Raw genomic sequence first — 15,692 nt, forward strand, 5'->3', positions numbered from 1 at the left:
ATGCAGATATGCGATTAGCTGGAAAAGTAGCAGTTGTGACAGGTGGCGCACGTGGCATTGGGAAAGCCATTAGTCTGGCTTACGCTGCAGAAGGAGCTAAGGTTGCCATCGTATATCGAGGCAGCAAAGAAGCAGCAGATGCACTGGTGAGCGAGATTGCAGGCAAAGGCGGTTCAGCCAAGGCATATCAATGTGATGCTTCCGACAGAACAGCAGTAAATAGTTGTGTCGAGAACATTCTGAAGGACATGAATCAGATCGATATCCTGGTGAACAATGCTGGGGTGATCAAAGATGGCCTGTTTCTTCGCATGGAACCGGAACATTGGGACCTGGTGGTAAACACCAACCTGGGTGGCACCTTTAATTTCACCAAGCCAATCGTCGAAGCCATGTTCCGCGTACGTAAAGGTAGAATCATCAACATTTCCAGCGTGGCGGCAGACCGCTTCAACAAGGGGCAATGTAATTACTCGGCGAGTAAAGGCGCAATCAATGCATTTACCAAAGCCTTGGCAGTAGAAGTGGCAAGTCGTGGCATCAATATTAACGCTATTGCCCCTGGCTTTATCGAAACGGATATGAGCGAAACTGTTCGTAACCTGGCAGGCGATACCATCAAGAATGCGATTCCCATGAAGCGTTTCGGCAAGCCTGAAGACATTGCCAAAGTGGCAGTTTTTCTGGCTAGTGATGAAAGTGCTTACATGACCGGGCAGGTACTGACGGTCGACGGAGGACTCGGTTTAGGCGCGATGGCTGGCTAATTCGTTTGCCAGTCAAGAGTTGAGTCGATAGACTGTCTGCCCAGTGCTTGATAATGATTGAGTTAGAACTGAGGAGTTATGCCATGTCGATGACGAAGGAAGCAATTTTTGAGAAAGTCAAAGCCACACTGGCAGACTCACTCAATGCTGACCCGGAAGATATCAAGCCTGAAGCCAGGCTTGCAGCAGATCTGGGTGCAGAATCAATTGATTTTCTGGATATTGTGTTTCGGTTGGAGCGTGGTTTCAATACGAAGATTCCTCGCGATGAACTGTTCCCCGAAGCAATTTTCCAGCAGGATCCCAAGTTTGTGAAGGATGGCATGGTAACGCCGGATGGCCTCAACGAATTGAAAGCCAAGCTTCCCTTTGCTGATGTCGACAAGTTTGCCAAGAATCCACAGGTGAAAAACCTCGGTGATTTGTTCACGGTGGACATGGTAACCAGTTTCATTGAACACAAGCTGAAAGCTGGCAGTTAATCATGCGTTGGATGTGGATTGATCGATTTACCGAGTTTGAATCCAGAAAATCGGCCAAGTCAGTAAAAAATCTGAGCTTGGCCGAAGATCATTTTGCCCAGCATTTTCCTGGTTATCCTGTCATGCCTGTCAGTCTGATGCTGGAAGGATTGGCGCAGACCGGTGGGATTCTCGTTGGTGAAGCTAACAACTTTCAGGAAAAGGTGGTATTAGCCAAGATTGCCAATGCGAAATTCGAGCGGGAAGCGCTGGCGGGTGAAACACTGATCTACTCAACGAACATTGTGGATCTAAGGCCTGAAGGCGCTACCATTCAGGGCGAAGTACATTCCGATGGTGTAAAGATCGGACAAGCCGAAATCATGTTCATGCATCTGGATAAAGCCCGTTCCGGAGCGATCTTTGGTGACAAAAATTTCGTTTTTGCAGGCGATTTAGGAAATATGCTGGGTTTGTCCCGGTTAAAAAACAACCAGACAACTCCAAGCGCATAAGCATTTCTGCTAATATGAATGCGTGTTTAAGCAATCTTGAGATAACCTTGGCATCCTTTCTATGGCCACTTCACCACGTCGTATTGTCATCACCGGATTTGGGTTAGTTACACCGATTGGCATGGGGCGCGAAGGTACCTGGCAGGGATTACTTGCTGGCAAAAGTGCGGTTAAAACCATCCAGTCATTTGATGCCAGTGGATTAATGGTGCAAGTTGCAGCTGAATTACCCGGTTTTGATGCCAAAAATCTGGTTGACAAAAAAGACCGCAAACAGCTGAGAACGATGGGTAAGGCCATTCAAATTGGCTTTGTCGCCGGTTCGTTGGCTTTGCAGGACGCAGGGATCAAGGCAGGAGAGTTTGATCCAACTAGATTAGGAATCAGTTTTGGTGCGAGTACCATATCATCGGAGCTTGATGAGTTAACTCCAGCTGCGGTGAAGACGGTTGATCCTGTAACCAATTCGGTCAACATGAAAATATGGGGTAACGAAGGATTGCCATTGATGCCTCCCTTGTGGTTGCTGAAGTATTTGCCTAATTTTGCAGCAGCTCACATATCCATTCTCAACAATGCTCAGGGCCCCAGCAATTCGATAACTATGGGGGACGTAGCAGGCAATCTATCAGTTGCGGAAGGACGGCGAATTCTGCAGCGGAATATTGCTGACATCATGCTGACGGGTGGAAGTGACAGCCGTATCAGCCCGCTCAGCATTGCCCGAATGCAGATTTTCTACCCGTTTTCGCATCAGACGGATTCTCCTGAAACAGTGTGCAGGCCATTTGACAGCAAGCGATCTGGCGTGGTGTTAGGCGAAGGTGCAGGAATTTTGGTGCTGGAAGAGTTAGAGCATGCCCGAAAACGACAAGCTACCATCTACGCTGAAGTAGTTGGTTCAGGCGATGCTTGCGATTTCGACATGGATGGTACTGGAATCGCCCAAGCCATCCACGCTGCAATGAAAGATGCGAACATCACTGCACATGACCTCGATCATATCGTAGCCCAGGGATTCAGTGAATCGAAGATGGACATTGCAGAGGCTCAGGGACTTAAACGAGCCTTTGGTTCAGCTTGTCCACCAGTGTTGGCACTCAAAGGGTACTTTGGTAATACGGGAGCAGCTTCAGGCAGCATAGAAACAGCGATAAGTGCGTTGGCATTGCAGCATGGCATCCTGCCAGCATCAATCAATTATGAGAACCCAGACCCTGCCTGCCCTGTGCCTGTAGTTACCCAAAAACGTCCGGTAAGCAAAGATTACTCGTTGAAAATTAACTTTTCAGACATGGGACAATGCTCAGTAATTGTCCTGAAACGATGGAAAAACGTTTAACAGTTGTAATACCACTTTTTGGCTTGGTTAGGTAGTTTTTTCTCGCCAAAGTATGGTAGAAACACTAAAAAAAAGGATTATTGGGTAATGCTTATTTCATTGCCACAATTAATTTCCAAGTGCTTGGAATCCCTTGAATGAGCCATAGGCGTGTTGTCATAACAGGTATGGGGGTCATTTCACCACAAGGTGAAACCGTTGATGGCCTCTACCGGGCACAAATCAACGGCAAATCTGCTGTCGGGTATATCACACGTTTTGATGCTTCCAGTCTACCTACCCGAATAGCTGCAGAGTGTCGTAACTTTAAATTGGATAAATATTTAAAAGCCAACGACCGTATCAAATCTGCAGGGCTGAATACACAATTCGCCTTGGCAGCCACGCATGCTGCATTAAGCGATGCAGGACTGAATGATAAGCAGAGCAAGTTTTCCCGAATCGGTGTTTATCTGGGAGCTGGTGAAGGCAGACAGGATTTCGAACGGCTGATGCCACTCCTATATAGAACCACTTCCCATGAAAATATGCAACTGGATGTGGTGAAGTTTGAGCAACAGAGCAAATCAACTTTCCAGGTTGATTCCGAGCGTGAACAGGAACTGCACATGGTGGCTGGTAATGTCGCCAGGCAATTCAAGCTCGGTGGTCCCAATTACGCTTGTTTGACAGCGTGTGCCGCAGGCAGCCAGGCTATCGGCGAAGGTGCAGACATCATTCGCCGCGGCGATGCAGAGATAATGGTGACGGGTGGTTCCCATACGATGATTCATCCTTTCGGGATCACAGGATTTAATCTCCTGACCGCCTTATGCACCAACAACGACGACCCTGAGCGGGCCTCCTGCCCCTTCGATTATCGCCGCAATGGTTTTGTGATGGGAGAGGGAGCAGGCATCCTCATTCTGGAAGAATACGAGCACGCTAAAAAACGAGGCGCCAAGATATATGCGGAATTAACAGGTTACGGTACCACGGCAGATGCTTATCGCGTCACGGATAGCTGTCCCGATGGTCGTGGTGCGGTTGCCAGCATGCGTGATGCCTTACGCGATGCTCAACTTAACGCGGATGATATTGGCTACATTAACGCCCATGGCACAAGCACCGTTGTCAACGACAAAGGTGAAACGGCAGCAATCAAGACACTTTTTGGTGATAAAGCCAAACAGGTTCCGGTTTCCAGCAGTAAAAGCATGATGGGGCATCTCATCGCAGCGGCGGGCGCTGTGGAAGCCATAATCTGTGTGAAGACATTGCAACACGGTGTGTTGCCGCCCACGATCAATTATGAAGTCCCTGATCCTGATTGCGATCTGGACTATATCCCGAATGTGGCTCGGGAAAAGAAGGTCTCTCATGTGATGAGCAACAGTTTTGGTTTTGGTGGCCAGAATGTTGCGTTAATCATGAGCAGAATTTGATAGCTCAGGCTTTTTGCAGCCTGAGTTATGGTTGTCACAACGGCATGGATGGCCGGTATTGGTAACTGGTTGGTCTTGAAAAGGACCGACACAGTGCGCTTTTTTGAAAGTACGGAGAAGTTACCGTGGATTGGTTGTATTGGATTTTGCTTGTTTTCGGTGGATTGTTATTGCTGTGTGCAACTGGCATTGGCCTGTTTCACCTCTATTCTGCCCGTTACTATCGTCCCATCGTGCTGCGCATTTTTGAAGAGAAGCCGTTTTTTAAAGCCCATACTGCACCGCCGGTCTTTGATGCCGAGGAATTCAGAATTCCCACTACTGATGGATTGTCGCTGGCGGGAAGCCTTATTCGTTCACCAGCAACGGAGAAAAAAGGACTGGTTCTTTTTGCTCCCGAATTTGGCGGTACTCGCTGGACATGTATGCATTATGCCGGGCATCTGCTGGATGCAGGGTATGACCTGTTTACCTTCGATTTCCGCAATCAGGGTGACAGTGATTACCTGGAAGGTTATCAGCCGCTGCAGTGGGTAACACAGCATGAACTGGCAGATGTTCGAGCAGTTCTCGAATTTCTCAAACAGGCCCCCTTCTGTTCACCTGATGGCATTGGTTTCTTCGGTGTCAGCCGCGGCGCGGGTGCCGGGGTTGTTGCCTGTGCAGGTGATCGTTTTGTCAAGTGCCTCGTGACTGATGGCGCATTTGGTACCGTGGCCACCATGATTCGATTCATGATCAAGTGGATGTCAATATATATTCACAATACCACCGTGCATCAGTGGATTCCCAAGTGGATATTCGGCATGCTGGCCCTCAGCACGCTTGGAGAAGTACATCGTCGCCGTCAACTGACATTCCCGTCTGTTCGTAATGCCTTGCGTCGTCTGGGCACACAGAAACAGCGGTTGTATATGATTCACGGCAAGGCCGATGGTTATATTCGTCCTGAAATAGCACTGGATTTGCACAAGGCGGCTCCACGATCACTGCGTCAATTATGGATGGTGGAAGGTGCCAAGCATAACCAGGCAATCGATGTTGCTGAAGACGAATACAAACTCTTTACCACCTCTTTCTTTGTCGAACATCTGGTAACCGTACCCGTTCCACAATCGTTGCCTTCGATACAACTGGAACAATCGAAGTCGCGAAGCGACTCGAAATTCAGTACCGCTGGTATCTAGGGTTGATTTTGCAGGGCATGATACTCAGGTGCCCGCGGTGTCCCCAGACCGTGGAAATGGAATTTTTGAGGGATGCATGTGATGTTCTGGCCCACTGTTGCCCGAGCACTGGTTGGATATGCATTAGCCCAGGCAGGAGGCTGGAAATCACAATTCCTGGACAAAACCAGAAACTGTGCTGAACAACAGCGTCAATTGCTTCTGAGCATAGTGCACCAGCAGCAGCATACCGAGTTCGGGCGAGTCCACGGGTTCAGTAGTATTCGTTCGCCAGAGCAATACCGTCGGCAGGTCTGCCTGCAAACCTACGAAAATCTGGAACCCTATATCAACCAGGTTAAGCAGGGAAATACCCAGGCACTGCTGCACGATTCGTTCATTCACATGTTTGCTTTGACCAGCGGAACGACTGCATCGCGCAAGTACATCCCTGTTACAAAAAGCTATCTGAAAGATTACCGTCGGGGGACTACGATCTGGGGAAGTGGTCTGTTTGAGAAGTACCCCAAAGCAGTCATGAAACCCATTCTGCAACTCGTCAGCGATTGGGATGAATGGCGAACAGAATCCAATGTTCCCTGTGGCAGTGTCAGTGGACTCACCACGCACATGCAGAAACCGGTGGTCCGCTGGTATTACTGCATGCCTGCCTGCACCGGCAAGATCAAAGATACTTCAGCCAAACTCTATCTCGCATTGCGCATGGCGCTGATGCGAAAGGAACTTGGACTGCTGGTTTCAGCCAACCCTAGTACACTCATCAAGATGGCTCAGATGCTGGATCTCAGGCAGGAAGACCTGCTGCGCGATCTGCATGACGGCACAATTGATCAGTCTGTAAATATCCCTGACGCTGTGCGTCAGCAGTTGCGTCCCGCCCTGAAGAAAATGCCTGGACGAGCCAGACAACTGGAACAAATCCGCCGCAGGTATCAGGGATTAACGCCTGAAAATGCCTGGGAACCCATTCACACTATCGGGTGCTGGACTGGTGGAAGTGTGGGCCTCTATCTCAAGCAGTTTCCTCAGTATTTTGGTAACACCCCCGTGCGTGATCTGGGGCTGTTGGCCAGCGAAGGACGCATGACCATTCCCCTGGAAGAAGGCACTTCGGGAGGAGTTCTGGACATTGGCAGTCATTATTTCGAGTTCATTCCAGAAGGGGAAATCGACTCGCGAAACCCCATAACGCTGACTGCGGAAGAACTCGAAATTGGCAAGAACTACTATCTGCTGCCCACCACATCCTACGGTCTATACCGCTACAACATCTTCGACGTGGTACGCGTGGTAGACCGCTGCCACACAACGCCGGTTGTGGAATTCCTGAGCAAAGGCTCATTGTTCTCGAATATGACAGGGGAGAAGCTCTCGGAATTCCAGGTAGTTGCAGCGATGAAAAGTGCATCGTCTCGCTGGGGCTATCTACCTTCTGCCTATTCTCTGGCTCCCTATTGGGATGATCGTACTCCAGGCTACAGCCTGTACCTCGAAGAGCATGATCTGAAATGCCTGTCGGTTGATCAGCTAGCAGCTGATTTTGACGAATGCTTACGTGAACAGAACATGGAATATCAAACCAAGCGTGAAAGCCAGCGTTTGAAAATGATTGAAGTCTGTGTGCTGCCTGCGGGAACATGGTCCAGATGGGATGCTGCCCGATTGGCCAAGGCAGGAGGTTCTTCAGAGCAGTACAAGCGTCCTTGCCTGATTAACGATGTTCAGTTCAAGACCAAAATGCCTGTCGTGAAAACCATCACAACAGAAGATTATTCCGAGGCTGAAACAGCAGGCTCAGCTTTGAGAATCTGAAACTTACGCTGAAGCGGTATATACCAGATTAATCCGATGAGCGCTACTATCCACGTAATTAGTCGCTGAATCAGTGACGCCAGCAGCCCTTTCATCTGCATGGCTCCGACAATCTGATAAAGTCCACCCAGAACCAGATCGCCTACACCGAGGTTGCCGCCGAACGAGATAGGAACAGCCTGAAATACCATGAAAAAGGGTATGATGATGAAATGCATCTGCCAATCGGGGGTTGGTCCAGGGCCGGGTAATGCACGGGAAGCAAAGTAGTAACTCAGTACGAACCCAATGTGACCTGCCATGCCCACTACAACGGCTTGTACCATGGCCCAGGGATAAAGCCTGTATTGAACGAATGCCCCCAAAATCTTACTGAGAAAATTTCCAATGAATTTGATGCGGTGAACCTGGGCTCGATAGCCTTTTCCCTGCACTGGCAAAAAAATAAACAGCAGATAGAGAGCAATACCCGCGATTGCTACTGCTGCAATAACATAATACGCCACACGCAGTTCATCTCCTCCTGCTCCTTTATACGACCAGATGGTATCCAAATGGAACAAGCCCACGCAGGCTGAAAGCAGGAACAGACTGTACAAACCAATGAAACGATCCACTACAATGCTAGCCAGGGCGCCGAGCCGATTCCCTGGATTCTCCTTCATGATGAACCCGGCTTTGAATGCATCGCCCATGGTCGAGCCGGGAAGCAGCATGCTGCCAACGTAGCCGACAAAACCAAGTCTCATGGCATTGAGATAACTGCATTCAATATGCAATGCATGCAGCAAAATCCGCCAGCGGATGAAGGTGGATAAGACGCTGACAAAAAAGACAATCAATCCGGTAATAAACCAGCCATAACCAAATTCATGGATACTCAGGTTAGTCTGCGACCATTGCTTTTTCAGCTCTTCCCAGAATTCACTGCCTTTGTGATATGCAAAATAACTGAGAATCCCGATCACCAGCAGGATGATTGTCCAGCGAATCACGTTGCGTCGTGTGAACGCATACCAAGGCAAAGGTGATGATACATCGGGCGAGATGGACATGGAGAAAGGTTAGCTCATTTTTTGCGACAAAACAGCCTCAGATTACATGCAAATGGACAAAATGCATCATGCACATTCACAACGCTTTTTCACCATCATGACAGCGTTGCCCGGTTCAAGATAGTTGACTTCCGACATGTAATGACGCATCATCAGCAAACCGCGACCGCAAGGCGTTTCCAATCGTTCGGAGATCAGTGGACTCGGTACTTCATCGGGATTGAATCCGTCGCCTTCATCTTCAATGCATATCTGAAAACATTCGTGATCAACACAGAATGAAATGCGTAATTGTTTCTTCCCGTCACACTGGTTGCCATGCTTGATGGCATTGACCAGGGCTTCTTCCAGTGCCTGGTGGATGTCGATGACGTCTTTTTCCTGAAAGCCTGAATCCCGCAATCGGCTGGCGATCAAGTCGCGAATCCTGGACGCTTCACAGGCTTCACTGGGAATCACATGGCATTCAGGTAGGTCTTGTGGTTGTACAGGTTGAACGGACATTCCAGACATTCCAGAACAAGGTGATACGCCTATCCCTGGCATTGTGGAGAGACATAGATCAGTTCTGAAGATATTGCAACCCCTCTTGCTCAGAATCAAAAATCTGAAAAATGCGATCAAAGCCGGTAATTTTAAACGCTTCAAAAATGGTAGGGTCAATATCGGTGAGAGCGAGTTTGCCTCGAATCGCTTCAACTTGCTTGCGCAGTACCATGAGTTTACCTAATGCTGCACTGGAGAGATACTCTACTTTGGAGAAATTAAGTAGGATGCGCTGATGACCTGATTGTTCAACCAGGCTCTTGAGCTGATCTCCAAACTGTTGGATGACTTGATCATCCAGAATACGCCCAGCCACGACGCTTACCACCGCAACATTATCAATGGTATGCACTTCCAGTAATCTCTTGGGCTGAGCAGCCATTGGTTCGCTCCCTTTTTCGTCGATCGATTCAAGTAATGAATAATTATAGCCGATAAGACGACATTGGGTAGGAATAGCATTGCGAGTTCCTGCCAAACCACTACCAACCCCGACAGCAAGCAAACGGATGGACAATCTCGATCAGCCTCTTTTGAGGTCTGGCGAATAAGTCTGGTCGTCCAGTTTCTGCCCCTGTGGGAACCCATTTTCGGATGGAATAGCCGGAAATTCGTCCCTCCAGCCGCACCAGCGGACGGTCGTCGCCTCTCCCCGCCAGCCTCAGTCAGCAGCTCAGCCGCTTTATTCGCGGTGGGAGGATTGTATGTTTGGTATCGATTTGGCGCTGGCAATTCTCATCCTGCAGGGCATGGAACCTGTGCAGTTGACCGAAAACCGCTCCATGGCTGGCTGGCACGCCGTCGTCAGTAAACCCATGGTACAGGTAGCCCTGGCGTGTGAAATACTCGATCCCCGTGAAGTGAAATATGTCCTTGCCAAGCCTGATGAATTCATCAGCGATCTACGCATGCTGCAACGACGTGCCCACGACCTGAACCAGGCGCCTTCCCTTCAGGATGCCGTTCGATTCCCTGATCGTTCCCTCGTTAATGAACTGCTGCTTTTTAACCGAGCTTACCGGCAACAATTAGAAAATGCCTTGCCACTTTATCCGCACTGCGCTGAATTGCGGGCTGCCCGTGAAGAGGTGGAATTCCTGTACCAGATCTGGGACAACGTGCGCGATGCTCGATGCGAATACTACTATGTCCACATTCGTCGGCAGGCACTGAAACGACTACAAGATATGTTGGGTATCGTTGACTATCAGCAGGCCAAGCTGCCTCCACATATTCCTCTCTGGCGATTCACGGAAGTTCGCTGAGATTACTTCTGTGCTTTCTTAACTTCCTCCAAGAGAGTACGAGCCTCCACGACGGCTGCCGTATCATCATAGTCATTGATGATCTGTTTCAGGAACTGCTCAGCAATACCGTAGTCTTTCACTTTGAAAGCCCGTTGTGCAAAACGGAGTTTGGAAGCTGCCTCCGCTTCTCGAGGATTAAGCTTAGGCTTTTCTTTTTCTGGTGCATTCTTGCTGGCTTCAGCACTGTTGGCCTGCATATCACCATTCTTCTCTTGTGGCTGCTGTGCCAGCGTTGCAGATCGTCTGGGCAGTGTGATTTTCTGTTGCTGTAACAATGCTTTTACTTCGCTGAGATCAATAAACGTTGATAACTGATTGGCTGTCGTCACGCCCCCTTGGGTAACACCGACCAACTCGCCGTCATCGTTGACCAACGGACCACCTGAATCGCCCTTGTTGGTAGGATTGGAACTCTCGATCAGCTTGGCATTGATCTGCAGTACCTCGCTGTTTCCCAACCTGACCGCAAACTGCTTGTCGTAAATGCTGCGAACATTGCCTTCGGTATAACTCCACATACCCCCCACGCCAGTGTTGCCGATGGTGTGCACACGCGAACTGGGGCGGGGTGAATTCGCTGCCAGTGGTAAAGCTGTCACACCTTTGGGAAGAGATCTCTTTTCGAGTATGAGTTCAATCAATGCCAGGTCCTTGGTTTTGGCATATGCCACGATACGACCACGGAACGTGAATGCGGAATCCTTGCTGCTTTGCAGATAGCGGGAACGATTCTGTTCAACCTCGCCACGAGAATTCTTGACGGGGAACATGACAATAACTTCGTTGTGCCTGCCAGATTCTTTCAGACAGGATGCGATGACATGATAATTCGTAACTACGATAGGATTACCAGATCGATTGCCGACGTATGACCCTGTACCCGTAAAAACTCGCGAAGAGCCTTCACTAGCTGCTGCCACGATGAATACGCACGAACGCAAAGTTTTATCGAAAATACTATCTGCAGTTTTTCCCTGTGCCAACGCGGGTTGTACTGCTACGAGTAACAGCAACCAGGTACAGGGGACACGCATATCACATTCTCGCTTTGTTGAATCACCTAGCATATCACAGTATGAGATTCTCACTCCATAAAAGTTGCGAGTTGAATTGACATTTTCTAGGTGTAAAGCTCCGTACTGTGCGAATTTTGCGCAAACAGGATCTGAATCTTGACCCGTAGTAATATACTCTGCCATATCATAAACCTATGCATCCATTCATGAAATCTACTTTACCCGTGTTGGGGCTGGTGGGGGGGATTGGCAGCGGTAAAAGCTACATTGCTTCGCTGTTTGCCATGCGTGGGGCCATCGTTCTTGATGCAGATAAGTTCGGGCATGAAGCGCTGCTGCAGCCTGCCATCAAAGAGAAGATCAAAGCCAACTGGGGTGATGCAGTTTTCGGCACCGATGGCGAAGTAGACCGCAAAGCGCTGGGGCATCGTGTCTTCAGTAAAGCCGAAGAGAAGCTAAAGCTGGAAGGGCTGGTGTTCCCTTATATTGGGCAAGCCATCAAACAGGCTCTGGAACTGGCTGAAAAGAATCCGGATATCAAACTGGCGATCCTGGATGCCGCTATTTTGCTGGAAACAGGCTGGAAAGAGCACTGTTCTGCGGTGATTTTTGTCGATGCCTCGCTGCCGGTGCGATTGCAGCGAGTGGCGAAGCGGGGCTGGTCAGCTGAAGAGCTTTATCGCCGAGAGGCAACTCAGTGGCCACTCGAACAGAAAAAGAGTGCAAGTCAGCATATTATTCCGAATGAAGGTGATGAAGTTTTCACGGAAAGACTGGTAAACGACCTCATAAATCGCTATTCTCGACAATGAGGAATAAATCCTCGTTGCAGGTATCGTACTTGCAGCACAACACCTGAATCGCTGGTTAACCACGCCGTTCACTTACTAAAGGGAGACATTCGTTCTCCCCAGCGTGGTCGCTCCGCTGGCTCACTGGTTCTCCACTTGTTCTCTCGGCAGAAGGTTCCTTCGCCAGAACAGGTTCCAGCAAGCTGATGTCAGGAGCGTTTCAACTGACTGGCTGGGTGATAAGGAAATTGAGCACATGCCCGAATCGCGTACTTCTGCCAAGCGATCTCCCGGTCGCCCCAAGGGAAGCAAGAATCGATCACGATCCTCCACCAAAGAACTGGAACTGCAAGAGGATATTGAGAAAGAAGAAGAGGAATCCGCCGGCTCGAATGAAGACCTGAGCGATGTCACGTTCTCCCGTGGGGATGAACCCATTCGAACCCAGGATGGCCCCATCCTGACGCCATCTTCCGAATTGACCAGCGAACCTGCTCCAACCCCCGAAGCTTCAGAACGCGCTGCTAACCCGGTTGTCGTACAGGAAATTCCTCCGCGGCCTGTCATCCGCAAACCCATGTTGCCACCTCTGCCACAGCAGATTCTTCCCGGCGCTGGCCCGGCACCGGGCGAAGAGGAAGCCGTTTACGATCCTGAAACCCAGGCCCGCTACGAAGAAGTCAAACGCGGTGCGATGTACATCACCGAACTGCAGCAGATGAGCATGCAGCAGCTCATCAAGATTGCCAAAGACGAAGGCATCAACGAATACACGGGCATGAAGAAGCAGGATCTGATCTTCAAGATTCTGAAGGAACGGGTAAAGCAGAATGGCCTGATGTATGGCGAAGGTACACTCGAAATCCTGCCCGATGGGTTTGGCTTCCTCCGCAGCCCCGATTACAACTACCTGCCATGCCCTGATGATATTTACATTTCACCCAGCCAGATTCGCCGGTTTGGCCTGCGCAACGGCTGCATTGTGCACGGACAGATTCGGCCACCCAAGGAAAATGAACGCTATTTTGCCCTGCTACGGGTGGAAGCCATCAATTACGAACATCCCGAACAGCTCCCGCAGAAAGTGGCCTTCGATGACCTGACCCCGCTGCACCCCGATAAACGCATGCGGCTGGAAACCTCCAGCGACGAAGTGAGCATGCGTGTTGTCGATCTGGCCATGCCGATTGGCAAAGGCCAGCGTGGTTTGATTGTCGCTCCGCCCCGTACCGGCAAGACGGTGCTGATGCAGAAGATGGCAAACTCCATTCTGCATAACCATCCTGAATGTTATGTCATTGTGCTGCTCATTGATGAACGGCCTGAAGAAGTGACCGACATGGAACGCAAGGTGAAAGGGCCACGCTGCGAAGTGGTCAGCAGCACCTTTGATGAACCTGCAAGCCGACATGTGCAAATTTGCGATATTGTCATCGAGAAATCACGCCGACTGGTCGAGTATGGCAACGATGTCGTGATCTTCGTCGATTCCATTACCCGTATGGCTCGTGCGTATAACACCGAAGCACCCGGCTCAGGCAAGCTGCTCTCCGGTGGTATTGATGCCAACGCTTTGCACAAGCCCAAGCGATTCTTCGGTGCTGCCCGCAATATCGAAGAGGGTGGCAGCCTGACGATTATTGCCACCGCACTGGTTGATACCAATTCTCGTATGGATGAAGTGATCTTTGAAGAGTTCAAAGGTACCGGTAACGCGGAGTTGCACCTGGATCGCCGACTGGTGGATAAGCGCATCTGGCCTGCCATCGATATCAATGCTTCGGGTACTCGTCGCGAAGAACTGCTTTTCACGCCTGATGAACTTCGCTTTGTCGGCATCCTTCGCAAAGTGCTCAGCGATATGAATCCGGTGGAAGCGATGGAACTACTCACGAGCCGCATGGCACGCACCAAGGCTAATTCTGAGCTGATGACGGCTATGAACCTGGCGTAATAAATCTACAAGGGGGAACGTTATGCTCTGTCTGATCGCAATCAGCCTTAGTATTGTTGATGACAATCTGACTGAAATTAAGAAATATGTAGAATTTGGTTCCATTCCACGGAACTATCAAGCTGGAACATTAGATTTCAAAAATGGAGACAACAAAGGTTACGTATTCTTCTTCGAGAAAGGTGCTAACAACTCTAGGGTTGTACTCACGATCGATGCCCGTGAAGATTTCACAAAGCGAAATCATCGTCGAGCAGCATTTACCGCAAATGTTAACGAAACAGTCAAAGGCTTTCAAAAGAAAGGCTGGATAGTAGATAAGAATAAAACCAAAATACCAAACGTAAATGAATTGGATTATGACAATAAGATCAACCAGCGCTTGGTGTTCACTAATGACCAACAACAGGAATTAACCGTGGAGATGACATTTCTGTTCACCAAAAAAAGTGGGATTTCAATAATGGCATTATCTGAAGTTCAAACTGATTTGGATGACTTAAGGAAATGGGTTAAGAATGTTAAGGTTATTGAGTAATTGGTTTGAAATAATGGTGATCCATCATGTCAAACAGGACATCCTGACGGGATAAACTTGCGGATGACAAGGATTTTCCACGCACCGAGAAGATCCCGCCTAAGTTGCAGAAATCGTGGGGTAAGGGCACGTTTGTGATTGCCCGGCCCCGCGATGTCGATGCGATCATGAAAAAGGTGCCACTCGGTAAGACGATCACCATCAAGGATATCTGCCAGAAGCTGGCCCGCAAATACAAGGTGGATGTAGCCTGCCCAATCACCACCGGCATCTTTGCGTGGATCGCCGCCCATGCCGCTGAGGAAGCCGCCGCTGCTGGTGAAACGGATATCACCCCTTACTGGCGAACGCTGAAGGGGGACAGCGAGATCAATCCGAAATACCCCGGCGGCGTGGAGCGGTGCAAGAAGTTACTGGAAGAAGAAGGGTACCAGGTGGTGGCGAAGGGTAAGCGGTGGCTGGTGGGGTGAGTTTTTGAAAATTGATGCGTAATGAACGTGGTCTATTTTTAATATCCTGAATCATACGCGGACTCGATAGTATTTACTCGCTCATTGGCAATGTGTTAACCTAGTGCGTTGCTTAATGTCACTATCTTTAACTGTAAAAAGTGACTGCTGTGAGACGATTATGAGCAACTCAAACGAATGGAACGAAGAACCTTCCAATCAACTTCAGCAAACTTTGCAATCTGCGATTCGCGGACAACTGAGGCTGTGTAGACTTAGGCATGAGGAAATCCTGAAATACTGTCATGATGTCTACCTCGTCGATGATTGCCCTGAATCTGAAATTCCAACGTTTCAGCAATTCGCTCAAAAGGCATTGGAGCAGATATCTAGAGCATTTTCAGTTCCATTCTTGCGGCGCATATCCTGCATGTCGGAGGTAGTTGGCGCATTCATTAGGCGAGAACCAGTCGAGGCACTGGCCGCAGAGTTGATCACATGCTTCCTTGGTGCGTGGCTTGCGTTTGC

At 49.4% G+C, this 15,692-nt stretch carries 15 protein-coding genes and 1 pseudogene; 12 read left to right on the top strand and 4 right to left on the bottom strand.

From position 1 onward, the window contains the following. Nucleotides 1-8 precede the first annotated feature (8 nt). The 7 genes from JNJ77_07475 (at nucleotide 9) to JNJ77_07505 (ending at nucleotide 7,508) form a co-directional block, all read left to right on the top strand. On the top strand, nucleotides 9-767 hold the full coding sequence (locus JNJ77_07475; GenBank protein ID MBL8822410.1) for a 3-oxoacyl-ACP reductase FabG: 759 nt from the start codon (nucleotides 9-11) through the stop codon (nucleotides 765-767). 89 nt (nucleotides 768-856) lie between these two features. Beyond that, nucleotides 857-1,249, top strand: a complete 393-nt coding sequence (locus JNJ77_07480) for an acyl carrier protein (GenBank protein MBL8822411.1) — start codon at nucleotides 857-859, stop codon at nucleotides 1,247-1,249. Nucleotides 1,250-1,251: 2 nt separating this feature from the next. Continuing rightward, nucleotides 1,252-1,743, top strand: a complete 492-nt coding sequence (locus JNJ77_07485; GenBank protein MBL8822412.1) for a beta-hydroxyacyl-ACP dehydratase — start codon at nucleotides 1,252-1,254, stop codon at nucleotides 1,741-1,743. A gap of 61 nt (nucleotides 1,744-1,804) precedes the next feature. Further along, nucleotides 1,805-3,085 carry a beta-ketoacyl-[acyl-carrier-protein] synthase family protein gene (locus JNJ77_07490; GenBank protein MBL8822413.1) on the top strand — a complete coding sequence of 427 codons (1,281 nt, stop codon included), beginning with the start codon at nucleotides 1,805-1,807 and terminating at the stop codon, nucleotides 3,083-3,085. 137 nt (nucleotides 3,086-3,222) lie between these two features. Further along, nucleotides 3,223-4,509 (top strand): beta-ketoacyl-[acyl-carrier-protein] synthase II, encoded by a 1,287-nt coding sequence (locus JNJ77_07495; GenBank protein ID MBL8822414.1) that lies wholly within the window; start codon nucleotides 3,223-3,225, stop codon nucleotides 4,507-4,509. 125 nt (nucleotides 4,510-4,634) lie between these two features. Continuing rightward, nucleotides 4,635-5,696 carry an alpha/beta hydrolase gene (locus tag JNJ77_07500; GenBank protein ID MBL8822415.1) on the top strand — a complete coding sequence of 354 codons (1,062 nt, stop codon included), beginning with the start codon at nucleotides 4,635-4,637 and terminating at the stop codon, nucleotides 5,694-5,696. A gap of 81 nt (nucleotides 5,697-5,777) precedes the next feature. After that, nucleotides 5,778-7,508, top strand: a complete 1,731-nt coding sequence (locus JNJ77_07505; protein ID MBL8822416.1) for a GH3 auxin-responsive promoter family protein — start codon at nucleotides 5,778-5,780, stop codon at nucleotides 7,506-7,508. Here JNJ77_07505 and JNJ77_07510 read toward each other — a convergent pair. From JNJ77_07510 to JNJ77_07520, 3 genes are all read right to left on the bottom strand, one after another. Continuing rightward, nucleotides 7,466-8,563 (bottom strand): flippase-like domain-containing protein, encoded by a 1,098-nt coding sequence (locus JNJ77_07510; protein MBL8822417.1) that lies wholly within the window; start codon nucleotides 8,561-8,563, stop codon nucleotides 7,466-7,468. The genes JNJ77_07505 and JNJ77_07510 overlap by 43 nt on opposite strands. Nucleotides 8,564-8,629: 66 nt before the next feature. Further along, nucleotides 8,630-9,067 carry an ATP-binding protein gene (locus JNJ77_07515; GenBank protein ID MBL8822418.1) on the bottom strand — a complete coding sequence of 146 codons (438 nt, stop codon included), beginning with the start codon at nucleotides 9,065-9,067 and terminating at the stop codon, nucleotides 8,630-8,632. 58 nt (nucleotides 9,068-9,125) lie between these two features. Next, complete coding sequence (locus JNJ77_07520) at nucleotides 9,126-9,491, bottom strand: STAS domain-containing protein (GenBank protein ID MBL8822419.1); 366 nt, start codon at nucleotides 9,489-9,491, stop codon at nucleotides 9,126-9,128. Nucleotides 9,492-9,813: 322 nt separating this feature from the next. On the opposite strand from JNJ77_07520, the gene JNJ77_07525 reads away from it, so the two are divergent. Beyond that, nucleotides 9,814-10,374 (top strand): hypothetical protein, encoded by a 561-nt coding sequence (locus JNJ77_07525; protein ID MBL8822420.1) that lies wholly within the window; start codon nucleotides 9,814-9,816, stop codon nucleotides 10,372-10,374. Between the two features lie 2 nt (nucleotides 10,375-10,376). Here JNJ77_07525 and JNJ77_07530 read toward each other — a convergent pair whose 3' ends face one another. Further along, complete coding sequence (locus JNJ77_07530; protein ID MBL8822421.1) at nucleotides 10,377-11,450, bottom strand: trypsin-like peptidase domain-containing protein; 1,074 nt, start codon at nucleotides 11,448-11,450, stop codon at nucleotides 10,377-10,379. Between the two features lie 188 nt (nucleotides 11,451-11,638). Between JNJ77_07530 and JNJ77_07535 the strand changes: the two genes are divergently transcribed. From JNJ77_07535 to JNJ77_07550, 4 genes and pseudogenes are all read left to right on the top strand, one after another. After that, nucleotides 11,639-12,244, top strand: coding sequence for a dephospho-CoA kinase (locus tag JNJ77_07535; GenBank protein MBL8822422.1), 606 nt, complete (start codon nucleotides 11,639-11,641; stop codon nucleotides 12,242-12,244). A gap of 235 nt (nucleotides 12,245-12,479) precedes the next feature. Further along, nucleotides 12,480-14,177 (top strand): transcription termination factor Rho, encoded by a 1,698-nt coding sequence (gene rho / locus JNJ77_07540; protein ID MBL8822423.1) that lies wholly within the window; start codon nucleotides 12,480-12,482, stop codon nucleotides 14,175-14,177. 22 nt (nucleotides 14,178-14,199) lie between these two features. Further along, nucleotides 14,200-14,715 (top strand): hypothetical protein, encoded by a 516-nt coding sequence (locus JNJ77_07545; protein ID MBL8822424.1) that lies wholly within the window; start codon nucleotides 14,200-14,202, stop codon nucleotides 14,713-14,715. A gap of 26 nt (nucleotides 14,716-14,741) precedes the next feature. Further along, nucleotides 14,742-15,185, top strand: a pseudogene (locus tag JNJ77_07550) (MGMT family protein). The last annotated feature ends 507 nt before the right edge of the window (nucleotides 15,186-15,692 follow it).

Source organism: Planctomycetia bacterium (assembly GCA_016795155.1).
GTDB lineage: Bacteria > Planctomycetota > Planctomycetia > Gemmatales > HRBIN36 > JAEUIE01.